We start from the raw sequence: 23902 nt of genomic DNA on the forward strand, positions 1-23902 counted from the left end.
GAACCGCCCTCACCACTCACGAGGATGTTTACTGGCAGGCTTCGCAGTCGGGGTCGTCGATGCGGCAGGCGGCGCCGTCGGTGGCGACGAAGTCGACGTCGGAGACCTGCGGGATCTCCTTCGGCTCCGGGGCGGTCACCGGCACCGCGGGCACGGCGGCGGCGGGCGAAGGCGAAACCGCGGCGGAAGCCGACGGGGCGGGCGAAGCGGCGGGGGCGGCGGGCTTGGGTGCCGAAGGTGTGGCCGGGGCCGGGGTGGCCGAGACCGCGTTCAGCTTGCCGTCGGTGCCGCGCAGGGTGCTCTTCTCCACGTGCGTCGCGGACCGCGCCCGCAGGTAGTACGTGGTCTTGAGGCCCTTGTGCCAGGCGTAGCGGTACAGCTCGTCGAGCTTGCGGCCGCTGGGCGCCGCGATGTACAGGTTCAGCGACTGCGCCTGGTCGATCCACTTCTGACGACGCGAACCGGCGTCCACCAGCCACCGCGACTCGATCTCGAACGCGGTCGCGTACAGCGCCTTCAGGTCGTCCGGCACGCGGTCGATCTGGCCGAGGCTGCCGTCGAAGTACTTCAGGTCCGAGACCATGACCTCGTCCCACAGCCCGCGCTCCTTGAGCGAGCGGACCAGGTGCGGGTTCACCACGGTGAAGTCACCGGACATGTTCGACTTGACGAACAGGTTCTGGAACAGCGGCTCGATCGACTGCCCGACGCCCACGATGTTGGAGATCGTCGCGGTCGGCGCGATCGCCATCACGTTGGAGTTGCGCATACCGACGGTCTTGACCCGCTCGCGCAGCGGGGCCCAGTCCAAAGTGGACGAGGTGTCGACGTCGAGCGCGTCGCCCTGGCGGGCGTCGATCAGCAGCTGCAGCGAGTCGATCGGCAGGATTCCCTTGCTCCACAAGGAACCCTCGAACGTCTGGTACTGGCCGCGCTCCTCGGCGAGGTCGGTCGACGCCGAGATCGCGTAGTAGCTGATGTGCTCCATGCTGGTGTCCGCGAACTGGACGGCCTCTTCCGAGGACAGCGGGACACCGATCTCGAACAGCGCGTCCTGGAAGCCCATCAGGCCCAGCCCGATCGGGCGGTGCCGCAGGTTGGACCGGCGTGCTTCCGGGATGGTGTAGAAGTTGATGTCGATCACGTTGTCGAGCATGCGGACCGCGGTGCGCACGGTCTTCTCGAGCCGCTTCGCGTCGATGCCCTCGGGGGTGACGTGCTTGAGCAGGTTCACCGAGCCGAGGTTGCAGACCGCGACCTCGTCGGTGGTGGTGTTCAGGGTGATCTCGGTGCACAGGTTGGACGAGTGCACGACACCCACGTGCTGCTGCGGCGAGCGCAGGTTGCACGGGTCCTTGAAGGTGATCCACGGGTGGCCGGTCTCGAACAGCATGGTCAGCATGCGGCGCCACAGGTCGATCGCGCGGACCTTGCGGAAGACCTTCAGCTCACCGCGTTCGGCGGCGGCCTCGTACTCGCGGTAGCGCTCGGCGAACGCGGTGCCGTAGAGGTCGTGCAGGTCCGGGGTCTCGTTCGGCGAGAACAGCGTCCACTGCGCGTCGGCCTCGACCCGGCGGAGGAACTCGTCCGGCACCCAGTTCGCGGTGTTCATGTCGTGCGTACGACGACGGTCGTCACCGGTGTTCTTGCGCAGGTCGAGGAATTCCTCGATGTCGACGTGCCAGGTCTCGAGGTACGCGCAGGCCGCGCCCTTGCGCTTGCCGCCCTGGTTCACCGCGACCGCGGTGTCGTTGGCGATCTTGAGGAACGGCACGACACCCTGCGACTGGCCGTTGGTGCCCTTGATGTGCGCGCCGAGGCCGCGGACCGGGGTCCAGTCGTTGCCGAGACCGCCCGAGTACTTCGCCAGCAGCGCGTTGTTCTTGTACGCCTGGAAGATCGAGTCCAGGTCGTCGTCCACCGTGGTCAGGAAGCAGGACGACAGCTGCGGGCGCGTGGTACCCGAGTTGAACAGCGTCGGGGTGGACGCCATGAAGTGGAACGACGAGAGCAGCTCGTAGAACTCGATGGCGCGGGCTTCACGGTTGTCCTCGCGGATCGCGAGACCCATGGCGACGCGCATGAAGAACGCCTGCGGCAGCTCGAACCGGACGCCGTTGTGGTGCTGGAAGTACCGGTCGTACAGCGTCTGCAGGCCGAGGAAGCCGAAGTCGAGGTCGCGCTCGGCGTGGATGGCCGCGGTGATCTTGTCCAGGTCGAACGTCTGCAGCTCGGGGTTGACCAGCTCCAGCTCGATGGCGCGCTTGAGGTAGTCCCGGAAGTACTGCGGGTACCGGGCGGTCATCTCGTCCTGGCTGGCCAGCTGGGGCGAGCCCGCGAGGTAGCTGAGCGCCTCGCCGCGGAGCTTGTCCGCCAGCAGCCGGGCGCTGACGTAGGAGTAGTTCGGCTCCTGCTCGACGAGCACGCGCGCGGCCATGATCTGGGCGAGGGCGAGTTCGTCGGCACTGATGCCGTCGTAGAGGTTGCGCTTGGCCTCGGCCAGCACCGGCTCGGCCGAGACGTCGTCGAGCCCGGCGACGGCCTCGCCGACCACGTGCGAGACACGGGCCCAGTCGAGCGGGCGGATCGTGCCGTCGGCGGCCTTGACGCTGATGGCGACGTCGGACGAGGCCGGCTTCTCGGACTCGCGGGCCTTCGCGCGCTCGTCGCGGTAGAGGACGTACGCGCGGGCGACCTTGTGGTGCTCGCCGCGCATGAGCGCGAGCTCGACGATGTCCTGGATCTGCTCGATGTGCAGCGCGGTCTCGGGACCGGCGTGGCGGAGCAGGGTGGCTTCGATCTGCTCGGTCAATTCGTTGACCAGGTGGTGGATCCGCGACGAAGCGGCCGCGTCACCGCCCTCGACGGCGAGGAAGGCCTTGGTCACGGCGACCGAGATCTTGTTCGCGTCGAAGGGGGACACGCTGCCGTCCCGCCGGATGACTCGCACGGTCGCGGGCGTGGTGTCCGAAGACGAAGGTGGCCGCTGACCGGTTTCCACTGACATGCGTGTCTCCAATTGGGCGCGTTGAAGCACCACAAGGCCTCACAAGGCCGTGCGCTGCAGGTTCACAAGCTGTCCGACTACCGCTCCCGAGCGGTCTCCCCGTCGCTGGGCGATGTCGGTTCCCAGAGACTACATGTAGGGGTCGGAGCCTGCACGTGCCCCAATGGGTGGCGTGTCGTGGTCTCACCCTGGCGGGTTAGCCGATCACACTGAGCGGCTGGTCAGCCGCCGAAAACGATCTTGAAGTCGCGCAGGTGGGCGCTCAGAACGGGCCGCTGACCGGCCAGGAAGCCGAACGGCCCGGACTCGTTGATCCGCCAATCGGCCGCCGCCGGATGGGGGCGGGCCTTCGCCCGGACGGGGCTCCTTTTGAGACGTCCGTCCAACATTTGGACGACATCGAAGGCGGCGGGCATCTTCACCGGGAAGCTCGGGCGGGGGGTGAAAGCGGCCGTAGCGATCCAGTCGTCCTGGGTGGCCGCCGAGGCGGTGAAGGTCCGGCCGTGGGCGAAGTCGAGCGCGGCGAGGTCCTTGGGGATGCCCCACAGCGCCCGTCCTCCGGCCAGCGAGACCTCGCTGTCGACCCAGATGTCGGTGATGGAGCTGGAGAGGCGCTTGCCCCGGACGGCGACCGTCGCCAGCAGCTCGTGGTACCGCAGCTGCCCGGGGTCCTGATAGTCGATCCAGGCGGTGAACACCTGCGCGCGCCCGCCCGCCACGGCCGGCTCGACACCTTCGGGGAGTCCGGGCAGTTCGCTCACCGGGACACGCCACACCGACAGATACGCCTGGCCTGCCAGGTTCCACGGCTCCGGGGGATAGGCGGTCACGCGTTCCGCCAGGGCAGGTAGGCAGGCAGGTCGGTGTCGACGCGCATGGAGAACTCCGGTGGTCGTTTCTGCAGGAAGGACATGACCCCTTCGATCGCGTCCGGACTGGAGCCCAGGCCGCCGATCAGCCGGGAGTCCAGTTCGTGCACGGGGAACGGCGAGGCGGCGCTCGCCATCCGGTACAGCAGCTGCCGGGTGACCGCGACCGAGACCGGTGACGTGGTCGTGGCGATCTCGAGTGCCAGTTCGCGGGCCTTGCCGAGCACTTCCCCGGGCTCGTGAACACTGTGGACCAGTCCGGCGTTCTTCGCCTCCTCGACGCCGAAGACGCGGCCGCTGATCATCCAGTCGAGTGCCGTGCCCATGCCGACCAGCCGGGGGAGGAACCACGCGGACGCGCCTTCGGGGTAGATCCCGCGGCGGACGAACACGAAACCGAAGCGCGAATCCGTGGACGCCAGCCGGTAATCACACGACAGTGTGATCGTGACACCGCCGCCGACGGCCGCGCCCCGCAAGGCCGCGATCACCGGTTTGTTCATCGTGAAGATCCGTTTCGAGCAGCGTCCTGCCGGCTCCTGCCAGGCCGCGTCCGGGCCGGTCTCCGGATCGAACTCGAATCCGCCCTGCGAGAGGTCGGCGCCCACCGAGAAGTCCTTGCCGTTGCCGGTCAGGATCACCACGCGGACGTCCTCGTCGCTGTCGGCCCGGTCCATCGCGTCGCCGAGTTCGTCGGCCATGCGGATGGTGTAGCCGTTGCGGGCCTCGGGCCGGTTGAGCGTGACCGTCGCGATGCGGTCGGCGACCTCGTAGGTGATTTCGGCGTACACGCTCATGACGTGAAAGTAGGGCTATGTTGACAAGGTGTCAATAAGCGGGTCATTCGACGTCGTCCAGGTGATCCGCGTAGTACTCGACCGCTCGCCGGTATCGCTGGACCCCGGTGTCGGCGCTGGTCGCGGCGAGCACCTTCAGCAGCGTTCCCGCCGCTTCGCGTGCTTCGCCGACGTTGTAGAGAGCCATCGCGAGGAACGTCCTGAGCGCCGCGTCGTCCGGGAACTCGTCGAGGCCGCGGCGCAAGGTCTTGAGCGATTCTTCGTACCGGCCGAGGACGCGATACGTGCTGCCGAGGCCGACGAACACGCCGTGCCTGTCCTGTGTGGACAGACCTTCGGTCGAGAGCGCCCGCTCGTAGTAGGGAGCGGCTTCGGCCTCGAAGCCGAGGGAATCGTGGGCCCACGCCGTCTGGTAGGCGATGACGGCGTCCCCCGGGTGCCGTTCGGCCAGCTCGATCAGCCGCAGGCGGGCCTCGTCGGTGCCCTGCTCGCGCAACCGGACGGCTTCCTGTGTCTCGCTCACGCGGCACCTTCGAACGGGGGATAGGTCTTCGCGCCCGTCCGCTCCGCCGCGTCGATGTAACCGGCCAGCGCGTCGCGGGACCGCGCGATCTTGGCCAGCTGCTCGTCGAGCCGCCCGAGCCGTTCGCGCATCGCGGCCAGCAGTTCGGGGCAGCCGATCAGTTCCGGCTCCTCGCCGATCGCACAGGGCAGCAGGTACGCGATGTCCTCGGACGACAGGCCCGCGCCGAGGAGGTGGCGGATCTGCTTCACGCGCAGGACGGCCGTCTCGTCGAACTCGCGATAGCCGTTCGTGCCGCGGTCGGCTTCCAGCAGGCCTTGGGCCTCGTAGTAGCGCAGTTGGTGGGCGTTGACGCCCGTCCGGTGACTCAGTTCCCCGATCCGCATCGAATCCTCACTTGACCTTCATACCGGTATCAACGTTGACGATGTTGCCATGACTGACAACGCGAACACCCCGATCACGGTCATCGGCCTCGGGCTGATGGGCCAGGCGCTCGCCGGAGCGTTCCTGAAGGCCGGGCATCCCACGACCGTGTGGAACCGGACGGCCGCCAAGGCCGGCTCCTTGGTCGCCTCGGGCGCTCGCCTGGCGCCGACGGTCGGCGACGCCCTCGCCGCCGGCGGCTTGACCGTCGTCTGCCTCACCGACTACCCGGCCGTGCGCGACCTGCTCGGCGATGCCGGACTGGAGGGCACGACCCTGGTCAACCTGACCTCGGGCGACTCGGCGCAGGCGCGGGAAACCGCCGCCTGGGCGGAAAAACTGGGTGCCCGCTACCTGGACGGCGCGATCATGGCCATCCCGTCGTCGATCGGGACGGAGGAGGCGGTGATCCTGCTCAGCGGTCCGGAGCCGGACTTCGACCTCGGCGCGCTCGGCACTATCTCCCACCTCGGTGAGGATCACGGACTGGCGGCCCTGTACGACGTCGCCGGCCTGACCATGATGTGGAGCGTCCTGAACGCGTGGCTCCAGGGCACCGCGATGCTCCGGACCGCCGGTGTCGACGCCGCGACGTACGCGACCTTCGCGCAGCAGATCGCCGTCGGCGTCGCGGGCTGGTTGCCCGGCTACGCCGAGCAGGTCGACCAGGGTTCGTTCCCAGCGGAGGTGTCGGCCCTGGAGACCGACGTGCGGGCGATGGCGCACATGGTCGAGGAGAGCGAGGCGCTGGGCGTGAACGCCGAACTGCCGAAGCTCATCAAGGCGATGGCCGACCGCGCGATCGCCGCCGGACACGGCGGCGAGCAGTACCCCGTGCTGATCCGGGAGTTCGAGCGGGCGGGGGAGTAGGTCACACCTATTTACGATTCGCGATATTACGATATAAGGTCGACGCATGTCGACTTCGATGCGCGCGGTGGAACTCGTCCGCTTCGGTGACGCGGACACCGCGTTCGCCGTCCGAGAGCTGCCGAGGCCCGCTCCCGGACCCGGGCAGGTACTGGTGCGCGTGCTGGCCACGTCCGTGAATCCGCTCGACCTGCAGACCCGGCGCGGTGACTACCGCGACGAGGTGGCGCTCCCGGCGGTGCTCGGCAACGACGTGTCCGGCGTGGTGGTCGAGACCGGCCCCGGGGCGGGCGATTTCCAGCCGGGCGACGAGGTCTGGTACCTGGCGCCGATCTTCGCCGGGCAGGGAACCTACGCCGAATTCCACGTGGTCGACCAGGACTTGGTCGCCCGCAAGCCCGCGCGGTTGTCGCACGTCGAGGCCGCCGGTCTGGTGCTCGTGGGCGTGACGGTGTGGGAGGCGCTGGTCGAACGTGCTGCGGTACGGCCCGGGGAACGGGTCCTGGTGCACGGCGGGGCGGGCGGGGTCGGCTCGATCGCCGTCCAGGTCGCCGCCGCGCTCGGAGCCGAGGTGGTGACCACCGCGCGGGCGAGGGATCACGAGTTCGTCACCGGACTGGGGGCCGACGTCGCGATCGACTTCTCGGCCGGTGACTACGTGCCGCGGGTCCGCGAGCTGGGCGGGGTGGACGTCGTGCTGGACACGGTGGGCGGTGACACCCTCGCCCGCAGCCCGGAGGTCCTCGCCGACCGTGGCCGCGTGGTGTCCATCGTGGACATTCCCGAACCGCAGAACCTGCTCGCCGCGTGGGCCGTGAACGCGACCTACCACTTCGTCTTCGTCAGCCCCGGCAGGGCGAAGCTCGAAGCCATCGGCCGTCTGGTCGACGAAGACAAGCTCAGGCCGGTGATCGGCGCCGTGGTCCCGCTGGACGACATCGCGCAGGCGCACGCACTGTTGGAAGGCGGCTCGGCCGGGGAGGGCCGCGGCCGCCCGCGCGGCAAGATCGCCATCGCCGTGCACCCGCAGGAGGCTGCCGATCAGTGACGCGGCAGGTAGTTCGTCACGGCCAGGACGCCGAAGACCAGGAGTGCCGTCACCAGCACGATCATCGCGATCAGGACGAGCAGCACCGCGAGGCCGCCCAGGCCGTCCCGTTTGCGCATCTCGCCTACGGTACCTGGGCTCGGGGGCGTCTGGGTGACGTCGCGCGGCAGCTTGTTCGGTTGGCGACCCGCGGTGATGAGGGAATTGGGAAGGCGCGGTGAACTCCGTTAGTCCATAGTGGACTACGGTGGCGTGAATCTCGGCACCCTTGTTGTCGTCGGCCTATACCCGCAGATGCATCGTGTTGCGCCTTGGTTCCCCTGTCGGATCAAGATAAGCAGGTGCGATGAATTCAGGTAGTCCGTCTCGGGCGATCTGGACTTTCCACTCGCTTTTGTGGATCAGCCGATGGTGTCTCGCGCAGAGCAGCACCAGATTGTCGATCTTCGTTTCGCCTCGGTGACGCCAGAAAACTATGTGATGGGCGGTGCAACGCTGCACCGGCATATCGCAGCCAGGGAACGCACAGCCACCGTCGCGGATCTTCAACGCGTGCTTCTGCGGGGTGGTGGCGGACCGGCTGGACCGCCCCACATCCAGCGGCTGCCCTGCGCCGGACAGAACGACGGGCCGGATCCGGGCATCGCAGGCGAGGATCCGGACGTCGGTGGCACTGATCGGACCGACGAGGTCGAGGAGGCCGTCGCCGACCTCGTTCATCAGATCCTCGTAGGCCATGGTGACCAGGATCTGGGTCGACTCCCCGGCCTGGCCGGGAAGGTCGGGGCTGGCGGTCTTGAGTCGTACGTAGTCGGCGAATGCGTCCCCATAACGCTCGCCTTGGCCGCGGGAGTCTCTGACACCATCGACGGCCTTGTGCGGCTTGGCCAGCGGATCGAGATCGGACTTCAACCGTGCGTAGGTTTCCAGATCCAGGGTTCCCGCGAACCCGAGCGTGCCGTCACGATGCTTGATGAACCGCAACTCCGGACGGGCGTCTTTCGGGCCCTTGTCACGGGGCTCTTTGCCGTCGGGATCCATCGTGTTCAGCATCCGACGCCCAGCCGTCACGATCTCCTTCGGCCCAGCCCGCCGAGCCAAATCAACCAAGATCTTCTCCCCGGCCCGCACCTCCTCCGCAGGAACAAAGGAGGGGACCAGGGCGAGAGCGCCGATGATCGCATCGATCTGACCTCCCCCGATCGCACCTTCGGCAGCGGCTTCGGCGGTCAACGGAGCCAGCGGTGGCACGACGCCCCCGCCGATGGCTGCCCCGGGATGCAACGCCAGGGCACGATCCGCACGGGCTGAGGCTTCCTTCTGCGACACGTGGAAGTCCTCAAGGATCAACCCCATCAACGTCGAATGTCCCGTGCACCCACGAATCCCACGAGAATTCAACTCCGCCAAGATCGCGTACTGCTCCGCGTCCAATTGACGCTTCAGGACCTCGATTTCCTGCTTACGGGCATGCAGCGTCGCAGCATCAGCACGCCACCACTCGGTGCACGCCGCCTGAGGACTGTTTTCGCTGGCCACGGGATCAAGGCTACGCCGTTTCGAACATCTGTACTAGCCCGATTTGCGTAGCGGGCAGGTGGGGGTCATTTCACTCGATGGGGAACAAAAGATGGTGAATGCACTACGCAGAGTCTTGTGATTGGCCTGTGGGCGTGTACGGAACTTATGCGCGATCCCGGCAGGCTCAGGAACCATGACGACACCCTTGTCCTCGCGGCAGGCCGGGAGATGGTCCGTGGTCGCGCTGCTGCTGGCGCTCCTGGGTTCGCTGCTCGCGTTGCCCGCCGAAGCGGCGCCCGCGCCGGGGATCCGTGCCAGTTACGCCAATCCCGTGCGCAAGGCGGACGGGCACGTCGACGCGCGGGCGACCGTGGACCGGCTCCGGGCGATGAACGCGGACACGTACGCGTTCCTGGTCAACAAGTCCACCGACTGGGGTGATCTTGAGCAGGAGTTCCTGCCCGCCGCGCAGGCGAGCGGCCTCGCGGTCTGGGTCTACCTGGTCCCGCCGACCGAGTGCCCCGGCGGCACGAGCTGCGCGGAGTACCTGCCCTACAAGAAGGACTACGTCGCGTGGGGGCAGGCGATCGCCCGGCTCTCGGTGCGCTTCCCGGTGCTGAAGGCCTGGGCGATGGACGACTTCAACGCCAACACGGCCACCTTCACCAAGGACTACACCGCCAGGATGCGGACCGCCGCCCGGGCGATCCAGCCGGGCCTGGACTTCTATCCGGTGGTGTACGCCAACGCGGTCACACAGTCCTTTGTGGACACCTACGCGGCGAGCATCGACAGTCTCATCCTGCCCTTCCGCGACGACCCGTATCGCAACACGCTGTGGACCGGGAGTCTCCGCCCGCAGCTGGACCAGATCGTCGCGCGGCTCGCGGGCAAGAGCCGCAAGGCCATCCTGATGGTGTACGCCTCCACGTTGTCGCGCACCACGATCACCCCTGACGTCGAGTACGTCCGCGCGGTGACCGCGGTCGGCCTGGAGTACGCGGCGGCGGGGAAACTCGACGGCGTCATCCAATACGCGCTGCCGCTGACGCCCGGGCGCCCGCAGTCCAGCGACGAACGCGTCGCGCACGCCGGGAACAGCGCGCTGGTGTTCACCGTGCACCCCGACAACGCCACGACGGCGGGAGACTACGCGGCCGCGAGTGCGACCGTCCGCCTCGACGCCGGGTCGACGTCGTGCCGGATGGTCGTATGGCACACCGACGACCGGCCGGCCACGAGCCCGCCCGGGTACCACGCGAAACAGGCGATCGTCGGCGGGACGCAGGTGTGGGAGCGCGACGTCGCCAGCGAGGGGAGCGACTGGTACACCTCGTCGCCGGTCGACCTCACGCCGCGGCTGAGCGGTGGGTCGGCGACGCTCACTTTGCGGCTGTACGAGAAGAAGGCCGTCACCAACTACTCGGTCACCGCGCGGATGGACGACATCAGCCTGACCGGCTGCCACGTCGCGAACCCCGGATTCGAGGCCGACGGCGGCTGGACCTACAGCCGTAAGGGCGGCGACGTCCTGGCCGGGCGCCATACGTACGACCCGGTGTACTCGACTTCGGTCCATGCCGCGGTCGGCGCCCTCTACGGGGGCTGAAGGGGCCTTTCCCCGCGTGACATGCAGGTAAGGGGCCCTTCACCGCGTCGGATGCGGTGAAGGGCCCCTTCAGCCCCCCCGTCAAAACAATCAGGCGTGCTTGATTTTTCTGCCGGAGGGTGCCAGCCTGAGGAGGACGCGAGGAGGCGGGCATGGCTGACCTTGGCGTGATCCTTGGGGATCTCGCGGCGGAAACGCAGGCCATCGACGACGTGGTGGCGGAGCTGCCCGCGTCGGATTGGGCGCGGAAGACCCCGGCCGAAGGCTGGACGATCGCCCATCAGATAGCCCATCTGGCCTGGACGGACCGGAAGGCGCTGATCGCGGCGCGCGGGTCCGAGGCCGAGTGGCAGACCGAGATCGAAGGGCTCCTCGCGACGGGGGAGACCTATGTCGACGACGGTGCCGTCGAGGGCGCGAAGACGCCGCCCCGTGAACTGCTGGCCGAATGGCGAGCCGGGCGGGCGGAACTCGCGGCAGCGCTCGCCGCGGTGCCCGACGGGCAGAAGATCCCCTGGTACGGCCCGCCGATGAGCGCGGCCTCCATGGTGACCGCGCGGCTCATGGAGACCTGGGCGCACGGTCAGGACATCTTCGACGCGCTCGGCGTCGCACGCGAGAACACCGGCCGGATCTGGCATATCGCCCGCTTCGGCACGCGCACCCGCGACTTCGCCTACAAGCTCAACGCGCTCGCCCCGCCCGCCGAGGAGTTCCGGGTCGAGCTCACCGCGCCTGACGGCACGAACTGGGCGTTCGGGCCCGAGGACGCCGAGCAGCGGCTCACCGGCAGCGCCGTCGACTTCTGCCTCGTCATCACCCAGCGCCGTCATCCTGACGACACCGACCTCGTCGCCACCGGCGCCGACGTCGAGGAATGGCTCGGGATCGCGCAGGCCTTCGCCGGACCTCCCGGAGCCGGACGGCAGCCGGGACAGTTCGCATGACGGCGCCGATCAGGATCGGCAACGCCTCCGGGTTCTACGGCGACCGGTTCTCCGCCGTCCGCGAGATGCTCACCGGCGGCCCGCTCGACGTGCTGACCGGCGACTACCTGGCCGAGCTGACCATGCTCATCCTCGGCCGAGACCGGATGAAGGACCCGAACCGTGGCTACGCCAAGACCTTCCTCCGCCAGATGGAGGAAAATCTCGCGCTGGCCAAGGAAAAGGGCGTCAAGATCGTCGCGAACGCCGGTGGGCTCAACCCCGCCGGGCTCGCGGAGGCGCTCCGCGAGCTGGCCGCGAAACTCGGTGTCGACGTCGCCATCGCGCACGTCGAGGGTGACGACCTCGTCCAGCGTGCCGAAGAGCTCGGGTTCGGCAAGACCTTGACCGCCAACGCCTATCTCGGCGCGTGGGGGATCACGGAATGCCTGAACGCGGGCGCCGACATCGTGGTGACGGGCCGGGTCACCGACGCTTCGGTGATCGTCGGTCCCGCCGCCGCGCACTTCGGCTGGGCGCGCGACGACCACGACGCGCTGGCGGGCGCGGTCGTGGCCGGGCACGTGATCGAATGCGGCACCCAGGCCACCGGCGGCAACTACGCGTTCTTCACCGAGCACGAGGTCGGTGTCCCGGGCTTCCCGATCGCCGAGATCTCCGCCGACGGTTCCAGCGTGATCACCAAACATCCCGGAACCGGTGGCGTGGTGAACACCGGAACCGTCACCGCGCAACTGCTCTACGAGATCACCGGCGCCCGCTACGCCGGGCCGGACGTCACGACGCGGATCGACACGCTGACCCTGTCCGACGACGGTCCGGACCGCGTCCGGATCAGCGGTGTCACCGGCGAGCCCCCGCCGCCGACGCTCAAGGTCTGCCTGAACGGCCTCGGTGGCTTCCGCAACGAGACGACGTTCGTCCTCACCGGACTGGACATCGAAGCGAAAGCCGCGCTGGTCAAGGAACAGCTCGAAGGCGCGCTCAAAGCACGACCGCCCGCCGAGGTCCGCTGGACGCTGGCCCGCACGGACCGGCCCGACGCCGAAACCGAGCAGCAGGCGAGCGCGTTGCTGCATGTCGCGGTGAAGGACGCCGATCCGGAGGTCGCCGGGCGCGCGTTCAGCGGTGCGGCGATCGAGCTCGCGCTGGCGAGCTACCCCGGCTTCCACGTGACCGCACCACCCGCGGCCGCCTCGCCCTACGGCGTGTACCGGGCCGCTTTCGTCGACGCCCAAAAGGTTCCGCACGTCGCGGTCTTGCCGGACGGGACGCGGCGCGACATCGCGCAAGCCGCCGACACGCTTGAATTGTCCGATGTGGACGAATACGGGTTGCCCGCCCCGTTCACCCAGGCGCAGGTCGGCCGGGCGCCGCTGGGCAAGGTGATCGGCGCCCGCAGCGGTGACAAGGGCGGCAACGCGAACGTCGGCGTCTGGGCGCGGTCCGACGAGGCGTGGCGCTGGCTCGCCCACCGGCTCACCGTCACCGAGTTCAAACTGCTGCTCCCGGAGACCGCGGACCTCGAGGTCCGGCGGCATCTCCTGCCGAACCTGCGGGCGATCAACTTTGTCGTCGAAGGCATCCTCGGCGAAGGTGTCGCGTCGCAGGCGCGGTTCGACCCGCAGGCGAAGGCACTCGGGGAATGGCTGCGCTCCCGCGAGATCGACATCCCGGAGGCTTTCCTGTGACCGACCCCTTCTCGACGCCGGAACGCGCCGAGCTGCGCAAGACCGTCCGGCGGTTCGCCGAAACCGAGATCCTGCCGCACCTCGAAGGCTGGGAGCGCGAGGGCGAACTGCCTCGCGAACTGCACCGCAAGGCCGGGGAACTCGGACTGCTCGGCGTCGGCTTCCCCGAGGAGGTCGGCGGCGGGGGCGGCGACTATCTCGACGCCGTGGTCATCGCCGAGGAACTGCACTACGCGGGCGGTTCCGGTGGGCTCTTCGCCTCGCTGTTCACCTGCGGCATCGCCGTCCCGCACATCGCGGCGGCCGGGGACCCCGTGCAGATCGAACGCTGGGTCCGGCCGGCGCTGGAAGGCGCCAAGATCGGCTCGCTGGCGGTCACCGAACCCGACGGCGGCTCCGACGTCGCGGGGATCCGCACGACAGCGGTGCGCGAGGGCGACGAGTACGTCGTCAACGGTGCCAAGACGTTCATCACCTCGGGCTGCCGCGCGGACTTCGTGACCACGGTGGTCCGCACCGGGGAATCCGGCGCGCACGGGATCTCGCTCATCGTCGTCGAGCGCGGCACGCCGGGCTTCACCGTGTCCCGCAAGCTGGAGAAGATGGGCTGGCTCTGCTCGGACACCGCCGAGTTGTCCTATGTGGACGTCCGGGTGCCCGCGGAGAACCTGGTCGGCGCCGAGAACAGCGGGTTCGCACAGGTCGCCACGCAGTTCGTCACCGAGCGGGTCTCGCTGGCGGTGCAGGGCTACGCGCACGCTCAACGAGCACTCGACCTGACGCTGGACTGGTGCCGCCTGCGCGAGACCTTCGGCCGTCCGCTGATCTCCCGGCAGCTGGTGCAGCACAAGCTCACCGAGATGGCCCGCAAGATCGACGTCGCCCGGACGTACACCCGGCAGGTCGCCCAACGCCACGTCGCGGGCGAAGAGGTCATCGCCGAAGCCTGTTTCGCGAAGAACACCGCCGTCGAGACCGCCGAATGGGTGGTCAACGAGGCCGTGCAGCTGCACGGCGGACTCGGCTACATGCGGGAGTCCGAAGTGGAGCGTCACTACCGTGACGTGCGCATCCTCGGCATCGGTGGCGGGACCAACGAGATCCTCACCGGCCTGGCCGCGAAGCGATTGGGATACACCGCATGAGCACCATCAGGTCCACAGTGGACGAACGCAGCGAGGAGTTCGCCGCCAATCGCGAGTCCATGCTCGGCAAACTGGCCGAGATCGACGGCGAGCACGCCAAGGCGATCGCGGGCGGCGGCGAGAAGTACGTCACCCGGCACCGCAAACGCGGCAAGCTGCTCGCCCGCGAGCGGATCGAGCTCCTCCTCGACGAGGACTCGCCGTTCCTGGAGCTTTCGCCGCTGGCGGCCTGGGGTTCGGACTACCAGGTCGGCGCCAGCGTGATCACCGGGATCGGCGTGGTCGAAGGCGTCGAGTGCATGATCTCGGCGAGCGACCCCACGGTCAAAGGCGGGGCGAGCAACCCGTGGACGGCCAAGAAGAGCTACCGCGCAGCGGACATCGCCGCGCAGAACCGCCTGCCGGTGATCAACCTCGTCGAGTCCGGCGGCGCGGATCTGCCGACGCAGAAGGAGATCTTCATCCCCGGCGGCCGGATCTTCCGCGACATCACGCGGTCTTCGGCGGCCAAGGTGCCCACGATCGCGCTGGTGTTCGGCAACTCGACCGCCGGCGGCGCGTACCTGCCCGGCATGTCGGACTACGTCGTGATGGTCAAGGAACGCGCGAAGGTGTTCCTCGGCGGGCCGCCGCTGGTCAAGATGGCCACCGGTGAGGAGTCCGACGACGAATCGCTCGGCGGTGCCGAAATGCACGCCCGCACGTCGGGCCTCGCCGACTACCTCGCGGCCGACGAAGAGGACGCGATCCGGCTCGGCCGGAGCATCATCAAGCGGCTCAACTGGAGCAAGCAGGGCCCGACGCCGAAACCGGACTACGCCGAGCCGCTGTACTCCGCCGAAGACCTGCTCGGCATCGTGCCCACCGATCTCAAGGTGCCGTTCGACCCGCGCGAGGTGATCGCCAGGGTCGCCGACGGCTCGGACTTCGACGAGTTCAAACCCTTGTACGGCAGCAGTCTCGCCACCGGCTGGGCGAGCATCCACGGCTATCCGGTCGGCATCCTCGCCAACGCCCAAGGCGTGCTCTTCGGCGAGGAGTCGCAGAAGGCCGCGCAGTTCATCCAGCTGGCCAACCAGATCGACACGCCGCTGGTCTTCCTGCACAACACCACCGGCTACATGGTCGGCAAGGAGTACGAGCAGAGCGGCATCATCAAGCACGGCGCGATGATGATCAACGCCGTGTCGAACTCGAAGGTGCCGCATCTTTCGGTGCTCATGGGTGCTTCGTACGGCGCCGGGCATTACGGCATGTGCGGCCGGGCCTACGACCCCCGCTTCCTGTTCGCCTGGCCCAGCGCGAAATCCGCGGTCATGGGGCCGCAGCAGCTGGCGGGCGTGCTGTCCATCGTGGCCCGCGCCGCCGCCGCGTCGCGCGGTCAGGACTACAACGAGGAGCACGACGCCGCCATGCGCGCGATGGTGGAGGGGCAGATCGAGCTGGAGTCGATGCCGATGTTCCTCTCCGGAATGCTCTACGACGACGGGATCATCGATCCCCGCGACACCCGCACGGTGCTCGGGCTCAGCCTGTCCGTGATCCACAATGGACCAGTGAAGGGCGCCGAGGGCTTCGGCGTCTTCAGGATGTAGGGGCCGAAAGTGATCCAGAAACTCTTGGTCGCCAACCGCGGGGAGATCGCCCGCCGCGTGTTCCGCACCTGCCGCGACGCCGGGATCGGCACGGTCGCGGTGTTCTCCGACGCGGACGCCGACGCGCCGCACACCGCCGAGGCCGACATCGCGGTCCGATTGCCGGGCAACGCGCCGTCCGATACCTATCTGCGAGCCGAACTGCTGATCAAGGCGGCCGTCGAAACCGGCGCCGACGCGATCCACCCCGGCTACGGCTTCCTGTCGGAGAACGCCGGGTTCGCCCGCGCCGTGATCGACGCCGGGCTCACCTGGGTCGGCCCGCCGCCGGAAGCCATCGAGAGCATGGGCTCCAAGGTCGAGTCCAAGCGGATGATGGCCGACGCCGATGTCCCGATCCTGTCCGAATTGGACCCGGCCGAGGTCACCGAAGCCGACCTTCCTCTGCTGGTCAAGGCGTCCGCCGGTGGTGGCGGACGCGGGATGCGCGTCGTGCGCTCGCTCGGCGAACTCGCCGAGGCCGTCGAAGGCGCGAGTGCGGAGGCCGCCTCGGCCTTCGGAGACGCGACCGTGTTCTGCGAGCGGTATCTGGAGACCGGACGCCACATCGAGGTCCAGGTGCTCGCCGACACCCACGGCACGGTGTGGGCGGTGGGGGAGCGGGAATGCTCGATCCAGCGCCGTCACCAGAAGGTCGTCGAGGAGGCGCCGTCGCCGTTCGTCGACGAGGCCATGCGGGAGGCCCTGTTCGACGCCGCGCGCAAGGCCGCGCAGGCGATCGATTACGTCGGCGCCGGCACCGTCGAGTTCCTCGCCGGACCGGACGGGCGGTTCTACTTCCTGGAGATGAACACCCGGCTCCAGGTCGAGCATCCGGTCACCGAAGCCACGACAGGACTCGACCTCGTGTCGCTGCAGCTGCGGATCGCGGAAGGCGAGCACCTCCCGATCGACGAGCCGGAGACGCGGGGCCACGCTATCGAGGTCCGGCTCTACGCCGAAGACCCGGCCGCGGGCTGGCAGCCGCAGAGCGGCACGCTGCACCGGTTCGAAATTCCCGCCACCCAGCGGGAATTCGAGGTGGGCCCGGGTGTCCGGCTCGATTCCGGCTTCGTCAGCGGCCAGACCGTCGGGGTGCACTACGACCCGATGCTCGCCAAGGTGATCGCCTTCGCCCCGGACCGCCGGAGCGCGGCGCGGGCGTTGGCCGGAGCGCTGGCCGGTGCGGAGATCCACGGAGTGGTGACGAACCGCGACCTGCTGGTGAACGTCCTGCGGCACGAGGCGTTCCTGGCCGGTGAAACCGACACGGCGTTCTTCGACCGGCACGGGCTCGACACGCTGGCGAAGCCACTGGCCACTGTGGACACCGTACGGATTTCCGCGCTGGCGGCCGCTTTGGCGGGTGCCGCGGTGAACCGCTCGGGAGCCCAGGTCCAGGGACGGCTGCCGAGCGGCTGGCGCAACGTCCGCTCCCAGGGACAGCGCAAACGTTTTCGTCAAGGCGAGGACGAGATCGAGGTCGTCTACACGCTCACCCGTGACGGCCTGCGTGCCGAGGGCTTCGAAGGCGTCGAACTCGTTTCGGCCGAAGGCGACGGTGTCGTCCTGGAGGTCGCCGGGGTGCGGCGGAAGTTCGCCGTCGCGAGGTACGACGGCGCCGTGTTCGTCGATTCGCCGGAAGGCACCGTGGAACTGACCGTGGTGCCGAGGTACGCGGATCCGGACGCGGCGCTCGCCGCCGGTTCGCTGGTGGCGCCGATGCCGGGCACCGTCGTCCGGCTCGCGGTCGAGGCCGGTGACACGGTCAAGACCGGTGATCCGTTGCTGTGGCTGGAAGCAATGAAGATGGAACACCGGATCGCGGCGCCCGCAGACGGCGTCGTGACGGAACTGCCGGTTGTCGTCGGGCAGCAGGTCGAAGTGGGCACGATCCTCGCGGTGGTAGGAGAGAACGAATGAACGCGATGAACTTCACCGAGCCCGAGGAGCGCGTCGCGCTGCGGGCCGCGGTCGCCGAACTCGGCAAGAAGTACGGGTACGAGTACTACGCCAAGCAGGCCCGCGCCGGGCTCAAGACCGAGGAACTGTGGGCCGAGGCCGGACGGCTCGGCTACCTCGGCGTGAATCTGCCCGAGGAGTACGGCGGTGGGGGAGCGGGGATCGCCGATCTCGCCGCGGTGCTGGAAGAACTCGCCGCGGCGGGCAGTCCTCTGCTGCTCATGGTCGTCTCGCCGGCGATCTGCGGCACGGTCATCTCGCGCTTCGGCACCGACGAGCAGAAGAAGCGCTGGCTGCCCGGGATCGCCGACGGCAGCAGGCGGATGGTCTTCGCGATCACCGAACCGGACGCCGGGTCGAACTCGCACAAGATCACCACCACCGCCAAACGCGACGGCGGCGACTGGGTCCTCAGTGGACGGAAGGTCTACATCTCCGGTGTCGACGAGGCGGACGCCGTCCTGGTCGTCGGCCGCACCGAGGATTCGAAGACCGGCAAGCTCAAGCCCGCGCTGTTCATCGTCCCGACCGACGCGCCCGGTTTCGAGTACAAGCAGATCGAGATGGACATCGTCTCGCCGGAGAAGCAGTTCGGCCTGTTCCTCGACGACGTCCACCTGCCCGCCGACGCGCTGGTCGGCGAGGAGGACGCGGCGATCGCGCAGCTGTTCGCCGGGCTCAACCCCGAACGCATCATGGGCGCGTCGTTCTCGCTCGGCATCGCGCGGTACGCGCTGTCCAAGGCCGTCGCCTACGCCAACGAGCGCAAGGTGTGGGGCGGCGCGCCGATCGGCAGTCACCAGGGGCTCGCGCATCCGCTGGCCGAGATCAAGATCGAGCTGGAACTGGCCAAGCTCATGACGCAGAAGGCGGCGTCGCTCTACGACTCCGGCGACGACTTCGGCGCGGGCGAGTCGGCGAACATGGCGAAGTATGCGGCCGCCGAGGTCGCCATCCGCGCCGTCGACCAGGCCGTGCAGACCCACGGCGGCAACGGTCTCGCCAGCGAATACGGGCTGGGCACGCTGGTCACGGCCGTCCGGCTGGGCCGCATCGCGCCGGTGAGCCGCGAGATGGTGCTCAACTTCGTCGGCCAGCACAGCCTGGGTCTCCCCAGGTCCTACTGAGAGGCGACCCATGAGCACGCTGCACGGCAAGACGATCGTCATCTCCGGCGGCAGTCGCGGGATCGGCGAGGCCATCGCGATCCGCGCGGCCCGCGACGGGGCGAACATCGCCCTGCTGGCCAAGACCGCCGAGCCGCACCCGAAACTGCCGGGCACGGTCTACACCGCGGCCAAGGCGATCGAGGACGCGGGCGGGCAGGCTCTGCCGATTGTCGGCGACGTCCGCGACGACACCTCGGTCGAGGCCGCGATCGCGCGGACCGCGGAGCAGTTCGGCGGCATCGACATCGTGCTCAACAACGCGAGCGCGATCGATCTGACGCCGACCGAGTCGGTCAGCATGAAGCGCTACGACCTGATGCAGGACATCAACGCGCGCGGTTCGTTCCTGCTGTCGAAGCTCGCCATCCCGTATCTGAAGCTGGCGGAGAACGCCCACATCCTGACGCTCTCGCCGCCGATCAGCCTCGACGAGAAGTGGTTCCAGGCCGGGCATCTCGCGTACAGCATCGCGAAGTACTCGATGAGCCTGGTGACCGTCGGGCTCGCGGCGGAACTGCGGCCGTTCGGGATCGCGGCGAACTCGCTGTGGCCGCGGACGACGATCGACACCGCGGCGATCCGCAACGTCGTCGGCGCCGAGCTGGCGGCGAAGTCGCGGACGCCGGAGATCATGGCGGACGCCGCGCACGCGATCCTCACCAAACCGAGCGCCGAGGCGACGGGGAATTTCTACCTCGACGACGAGGTGCTCGCCGCCGAGGGGGTCACGGATCTCTCGAAGTACCGCGTCGGCGGGTCCGAGGAAGACCTGCAGCTCGATTTCTGGGTCGAAAGTCGTACCCCAGAATCAGGGCCATGATCCGCGAACCGCAGCAGGAGCGCAGCCGCACGACCCGGCGGCGGCTGGTCGAGGCCGCCGTCGAGACGATCGGCGAGCTGGGCTGGAACGGGACCACGGTGGCGGTCATCGCCGAACGCGCCGGGGTCTCGCGTGGTGCCGCGCAGCACCACTTCCCGACCAGGGAGGACCTGGTCGCGGCCGCGGTGGAGCACGTCGGCGAGATCCAGATCGTGGAACTGCGTGCTCGCGCCGCGGAACTGCCGTCGGGGCGGTCGCGGATCGAACGGGCCGTCGACATGGTGCTCAACCTCTACAGCGGGCCGATGTTCCGTGCCGCGCTCCACCTGTGGGTCGCGGCGTCGACCGACGAAGGGCTGCGCGCGACCCTGGTGCCGCTGGAGGCGCGGGTCGGCCGGGAAGCACATCGGGTGACGGTCGAACTCTTCGGCGTCGACGAGTCCCACCAGGGCGTTCGTGAGCTGGTCCAGGCCACTCTCGATCTTGCCCGGGGCCTGGGGCTGGCCAATCTGCTGACCGACGACACGAGGCGCCGCAAGCAGATCGTCGCCCAGTGGGCCAGTGTCCTGGAGCCCACTTTGGCACTGGCGAAAAGCAAGAAGATCGAACGGAACGTAGAGATTCCCGGGAACGTCTGAGATCTTGTTAACACTGATGGAGCAGCGACCGATAACACGGTGTAAGTGCTGCTGATCAGGCAGCCGATCGAAAGAGGTGCGTTCCGGTGTCCGGTTCAGAGGTCGAGTTGTCCCATCGAGCCATGGCGATGCTGCGAGCGGTCGCGGCCCGCCGCGCCCAGATGTCGTGCAGCTGCGAGCCGGACCTCTTCATCGACGGGTTCGCCTGTTGTGACCAGATGACCGCGCACGCCCTCGCCCACGGTGGTTACATCCGCCCCGCCGAGTCCACCGGCCTCTCCGCCGTCACCGGTCGTGTGCCCGCCGAGCTGACCGAAGCGGGCGAGGCCGCGATCGCGGTCACCGCAGCTGCCTGACCTTTCGCCGCACGTCTGTCCGCTGTGGACGGGCAACCGTTTACAACCGGCTCCCGCGTTCCTAGGATCCACCCCGGGTTGAGGCCGTCGCGCTGAGCGACGGACCGGGGTTTGGAGGTGCCGATGGCACGCACGGCTCGCCGCGACAACGGTGGGGACGCCCTGAGCGAGTTGATGCGGGAAGCCGGTGCGGCACCCCGTCGCCGGGGACCGCGCGGGCCGAAGCACCGGGCGCCGGAGACCACCGGTCCCGGAAGCGGGAAGCTCCGGCGGATCTCCGCGCTTTCGGCGGGTGGTGTCGTCCTCGGCGGCCTGCTGGCCGTGCTGCTCACCCCGGCCGATTCGGCCGAAGTCATCCCGGGGATGCCACTCCCGCCGCCGTCGCTGACCATCGCGCCGCAGGCGGTCGAGGTCCCGGATGACGCGGTGCCGTCGCCCGCCCCGTCCGGGCCGTCCGGCGGCAGCGTCGCGCCCCCGCCGCCACTGACCGCGTCGATGAACGGCTCGGAGACCCCGTCTCCCACGCCGACACCGGTCCCGGCCCCCGAGGAACGGCGGGATCCGCGCGCCGGCCACCACGACAACGACTGGTACTACGACTGGTACTACGGCGGCTATCCCGGCGGTGGCCGCCATCCGGCTTGGGGCGGGTAGCGCCGTTCGAGTGATCGGCGGTATCGCTCACCGTCGAGCAAGAATTACGATTCTCCCCGGATTTCGTCCGTTCGTGTCTGGTGTGGAATTTCCTGTGCCCCGATTCTGATCGAGTACCTACGATGGTCCGCACTCTCCATTCCGGATCACAGCTAGGGGCTGAACAGGAAAAATGAGTGTGGACCGACATTCTCCCGCGGTGCAGCTCGCCCGGAGAATGCTGATCAATCGCGAGACGGGGAATCCGTCGCGCCGGCAGCCGGTGACGCTGCTGCTCGGACCGGTCGGTTCGGGAAAGACCACGGCACTGGAAGCGATCCGGCGTGACCTGGGCTGGGGCGTCGTGCACGCCGGATTCGATTTCGGGCAGGGTGGCCGCGCGGGCACGATCGACGTGCTCACAAAACTGGCCTACGGATTGTCCGGCAAATGGCGGAATCGGCCGAAACCGAAGTTCCTGCGTTTCACTCTTGCGCTGATCGCAGTTCAGGCGGAGCTTCCCGGACGGAATCGTGACGAAGATCTGGCACAACTGAAGGCGCTGATCGCCAGTTTCCAGGGAGTCATCTGGACACCGGCACTGGACAAAGCGCTCGACACGCTGTCCGAAACGGCGAAGGTGACCGGTCTCGTGGAACCGCAGTACGCGGATTTGTTCCGCCAGACGTTCCCGCATCTGGTCCGGAACATCCGGCCGAGGCTCCGCAAGGCCCTGCATTCACTGGCCGACTTCCCGAACGCCGAGGGCAGGTCCCCGTTCGACGCGCTGCTCGAACTCAACCGGCTCGCGCACGGCAACGCCCGTGACGCGAAGGCTGTCACCGCGTGGCTGATGGCGGCGTTCCTCGGCGACGTCCGGGCGAACCATCCGCGGCTGGCCAGGCCGGAGGAAAAGAGCCCCTGCAGCTGTGACCTTTCGCGGCAGCGCAGGCACTGGCACAACTGGGTGGTGGCCCTCGACGACGTCGATCACGCCGGGGGGACCGAGTTCCTCGCCGACCTGATCTCGGCGCGGGAACGGTACGCCGTCCAGCATCCGAACGACCGCGAGGCCCACGACGCGCTGCTGGTCATCGCCACCAGCGGGCGGTGGCACGAAGACTGGGGGACCGCGTGGCTGGCTCCGTGGAAACCCGCCTCCGGCGCCCCGTCCGCCGTCCGGCCGATGGTGGACTGCGAAGAGGCCTCGTACGACGACTGGGCGGACGCGGCCAAAGGCGCGCTCGAATCGCCCTACTATCCGGTCCGGCTCTCGGCCCAGCCGATCGGGCGGATCGCGCGTGTCCTCGATTCCGGCGCGCTGACCCCGAAGGTGACGCTCGCGCACCGGGCGACCGGCGGGCTCCCGTCCGCGGTCGAGCAGCTCGCGGAGCGGTTGCGGGTGATCGACGTGCGGGAAGGCGACCGCGACCTGCTCACCACCGATCCCCGTGGTGAGCGGGATCCCTGCTACCGCAGGCTGGCCGAGCTCGGCTTGACCGAGCACCTCGACGACGTGAACCTCGACGACTTCGTGACCGCGGCCCCGTTCGCGACCGCGCCCTGGCTGATCCCGGACGCCGCGCAGAGCCGCATCGACCAGCCGCACGTCGGGCGGATCCTGACCGAGCTGCGCACCGCGTTGTGGGTGACGGCGAAGAACTCGGCGAGCATGACCGAGGACCAGGCGGCCCTGCATCCGTGGATCGCCGCGAACCTGGTGTCCGCGCTGGCCCGGCGCGGGGACGGGCCGACCTACGCCGAGCAGTTCACGGCCCTGCGCGACGACCCGGACACCGCGCAGGATCCGGTGCGCCTGGCCTACTGCAACCTCGCGCTCGGCGCCATCGGCGAGGTGGTCACCTTCTTCGAGAACGAGTTCAACCGGATCCCGCACGCGGAGTGGGTCGCGAAGCTCGAGCTGGTCCTGAACGCGCCGGACGATCTGCCGCCCGGACGGGATCACGCGGAGCTGTACGACGAACTGGTCAACCTCGACAGCGCGCGGAGTCCCGACGACAGGTCGAAGATCCGCAACAACGTCGCCCGGCTCATCGCGGCGGGCTGGCTGACCGCCAACCCGTTCGCGGTCCGCGGGCAGGCTCAGCACGAGGTGATCGCGAACGCTTTCGCCGCGCTGGCCACCACTTCGCATCGCCCCGACGTCGGCGCGCTCGTGTCGGCCAAAGAGCTCGCCCGTCGCGGCGAATTTCCCTGAACCCCGAACGGAACCCCGT

The 23902-nt window shown here is 68.7% G+C and carries 21 protein-coding genes; 14 read left to right on the top strand and 7 right to left on the bottom strand.

What is annotated here, in order from left to right; genetic code table 11:
- Positions 1-28: 28 nt before the first annotated feature.
- The 5 genes from BKN51_RS06995 to BKN51_RS07015 form a co-directional block, all read right to left on the bottom strand.
- Entirely contained in the window at positions 29-3007 is a 2979-nt protein-coding gene (locus BKN51_RS06995; protein ID WP_101606830.1) for a ribonucleoside-diphosphate reductase subunit alpha, read from the bottom strand.
- 221 nt (positions 3008-3228) lie between these two features.
- Positions 3229-3837 (bottom strand): acetoacetate decarboxylase family protein, encoded by a 609-nt coding sequence (locus tag BKN51_RS07000; protein ID WP_101606831.1) that lies wholly within the window; start codon positions 3835-3837, stop codon positions 3229-3231.
- Positions 3834-4673: an enoyl-CoA hydratase-related protein gene (locus tag BKN51_RS07005; protein ID WP_101606832.1), complete on the bottom strand. Its 840-nt coding sequence runs from the start codon at positions 4671-4673 to the stop codon at positions 3834-3836. Before BKN51_RS07005 ends, BKN51_RS07000 begins: the two co-directional genes overlap by 4 nt.
- A 43-nt stretch (positions 4674-4716) precedes the next feature.
- Complete coding sequence (locus tag BKN51_RS07010) at positions 4717-5196, bottom strand: tetratricopeptide repeat protein (protein ID WP_233224108.1); 480 nt, start codon at positions 5194-5196, stop codon at positions 4717-4719.
- On the bottom strand, positions 5193-5582 hold the full coding sequence (locus tag BKN51_RS07015; RefSeq protein WP_101606833.1) for a MerR family transcriptional regulator: 390 nt from the start codon (positions 5580-5582) through the stop codon (positions 5193-5195). Before BKN51_RS07015 ends, BKN51_RS07010 begins: the two co-directional genes overlap by 4 nt.
- A gap of 49 nt (positions 5583-5631) precedes the next feature.
- On the opposite strand from BKN51_RS07015, the gene BKN51_RS07020 reads away from it, so the two are divergent.
- Both BKN51_RS07020 and BKN51_RS07025 read left to right on the top strand, forming a co-directional pair.
- Positions 5632-6492 carry an NAD(P)-dependent oxidoreductase gene (locus tag BKN51_RS07020; RefSeq protein ID WP_101606834.1) on the top strand — a complete coding sequence of 287 codons (861 nt, stop codon included), beginning with the start codon at positions 5632-5634 and terminating at the stop codon, positions 6490-6492.
- A gap of 46 nt (positions 6493-6538) precedes the next feature.
- Entirely contained in the window at positions 6539-7540 is a 1002-nt protein-coding gene (locus tag BKN51_RS07025; protein ID WP_101606835.1) for a zinc-binding dehydrogenase, read from the top strand.
- Here the strand turns inward: BKN51_RS07025 and BKN51_RS44650 are convergent.
- Positions 7534-7659, bottom strand: a complete 126-nt coding sequence (locus BKN51_RS44650; RefSeq protein ID WP_255414905.1) for a hypothetical protein — start codon at positions 7657-7659, stop codon at positions 7534-7536. The genes BKN51_RS07025 and BKN51_RS44650 overlap by 7 nt on opposite strands.
- Before the next feature lie 163 nt (positions 7660-7822).
- Positions 7823-9079, bottom strand: a complete 1257-nt coding sequence (locus BKN51_RS07030) for an HNH endonuclease signature motif containing protein (RefSeq protein ID WP_101606836.1) — start codon at positions 9077-9079, stop codon at positions 7823-7825.
- Positions 9080-9254: 175 nt separating this feature from the next.
- Here BKN51_RS07030 and BKN51_RS07035 point away from each other — a divergent pair, with 175 nt between their 5' ends.
- From BKN51_RS07035 to BKN51_RS07090, 12 genes are all read left to right on the top strand, one after another.
- Complete coding sequence (locus BKN51_RS07035) at positions 9255-10670, top strand: hypothetical protein (protein WP_146044395.1); 1416 nt, start codon at positions 9255-9257, stop codon at positions 10668-10670.
- Between the two features lie 152 nt (positions 10671-10822).
- On the top strand, positions 10823-11617 hold the full coding sequence (locus BKN51_RS07040; RefSeq protein ID WP_101606838.1) for a TIGR03084 family metal-binding protein: 795 nt from the start codon (positions 10823-10825) through the stop codon (positions 11615-11617).
- Positions 11614-13308, top strand: coding sequence for an acyclic terpene utilization AtuA family protein (locus BKN51_RS07045; RefSeq protein ID WP_101606839.1), 1695 nt, complete (start codon positions 11614-11616; stop codon positions 13306-13308). The genes BKN51_RS07040 and BKN51_RS07045 overlap by 4 nt, the downstream gene beginning before the upstream one ends.
- The gene (locus BKN51_RS07050) at positions 13305-14453 is read left to right on the top strand and encodes an acyl-CoA dehydrogenase family protein (protein ID WP_101606840.1); all 1149 of its coding nucleotides are present in this window, start codon (positions 13305-13307) and stop codon (positions 14451-14453) included. The genes BKN51_RS07045 and BKN51_RS07050 overlap by 4 nt, the downstream gene beginning before the upstream one ends.
- The gene (locus BKN51_RS07055) at positions 14450-16048 is read left to right on the top strand and encodes an acyl-CoA carboxylase subunit beta (protein ID WP_168214284.1); all 1599 of its coding nucleotides are present in this window, start codon (positions 14450-14452) and stop codon (positions 16046-16048) included. The genes BKN51_RS07050 and BKN51_RS07055 overlap by 4 nt, the downstream gene beginning before the upstream one ends.
- 9 nt (positions 16049-16057) lie before the next feature.
- Complete coding sequence (locus BKN51_RS07060; RefSeq protein ID WP_101606842.1) at positions 16058-18010, top strand: ATP-binding protein; 1953 nt, start codon at positions 16058-16060, stop codon at positions 18008-18010.
- The gene (locus BKN51_RS07065) at positions 18007-19176 is read left to right on the top strand and encodes an acyl-CoA dehydrogenase family protein (protein ID WP_101606843.1); all 1170 of its coding nucleotides are present in this window, start codon (positions 18007-18009) and stop codon (positions 19174-19176) included. The genes BKN51_RS07060 and BKN51_RS07065 overlap by 4 nt, the downstream gene beginning before the upstream one ends.
- 10 nt (positions 19177-19186) lie before the next feature.
- Positions 19187-20038 (top strand): SDR family oxidoreductase, encoded by an 852-nt coding sequence (locus BKN51_RS07070; protein ID WP_101606844.1) that lies wholly within the window; start codon positions 19187-19189, stop codon positions 20036-20038.
- The gene (locus tag BKN51_RS07075) at positions 20035-20676 is read left to right on the top strand and encodes a TetR/AcrR family transcriptional regulator (protein ID WP_101606845.1); all 642 of its coding nucleotides are present in this window, start codon (positions 20035-20037) and stop codon (positions 20674-20676) included. The genes BKN51_RS07070 and BKN51_RS07075 overlap by 4 nt, the downstream gene beginning before the upstream one ends.
- An 86-nt stretch (positions 20677-20762) precedes the next feature.
- Complete coding sequence (locus BKN51_RS07080; RefSeq protein WP_101606846.1) at positions 20763-21032, top strand: hypothetical protein; 270 nt, start codon at positions 20763-20765, stop codon at positions 21030-21032.
- Positions 21033-21155: 123 nt separating this feature from the next.
- Positions 21156-21686 carry a hypothetical protein gene (locus tag BKN51_RS07085; RefSeq protein ID WP_233224107.1) on the top strand — a complete coding sequence of 177 codons (531 nt, stop codon included), beginning with the start codon at positions 21156-21158 and terminating at the stop codon, positions 21684-21686.
- Positions 21687-21858: 172 nt separating this feature from the next.
- On the top strand, positions 21859-23883 hold the full coding sequence (locus BKN51_RS07090) for a CobW-like GTP-binding protein (RefSeq protein WP_233224106.1): 2025 nt from the start codon (positions 21859-21861) through the stop codon (positions 23881-23883).
- The last annotated feature ends 19 nt before the right edge of the window (positions 23884-23902 follow it).

Source organism: Amycolatopsis sp. BJA-103 (genome assembly GCF_002849735.1).
Lineage (GTDB): Bacteria > Actinomycetota > Actinomycetes > Mycobacteriales > Pseudonocardiaceae > Amycolatopsis.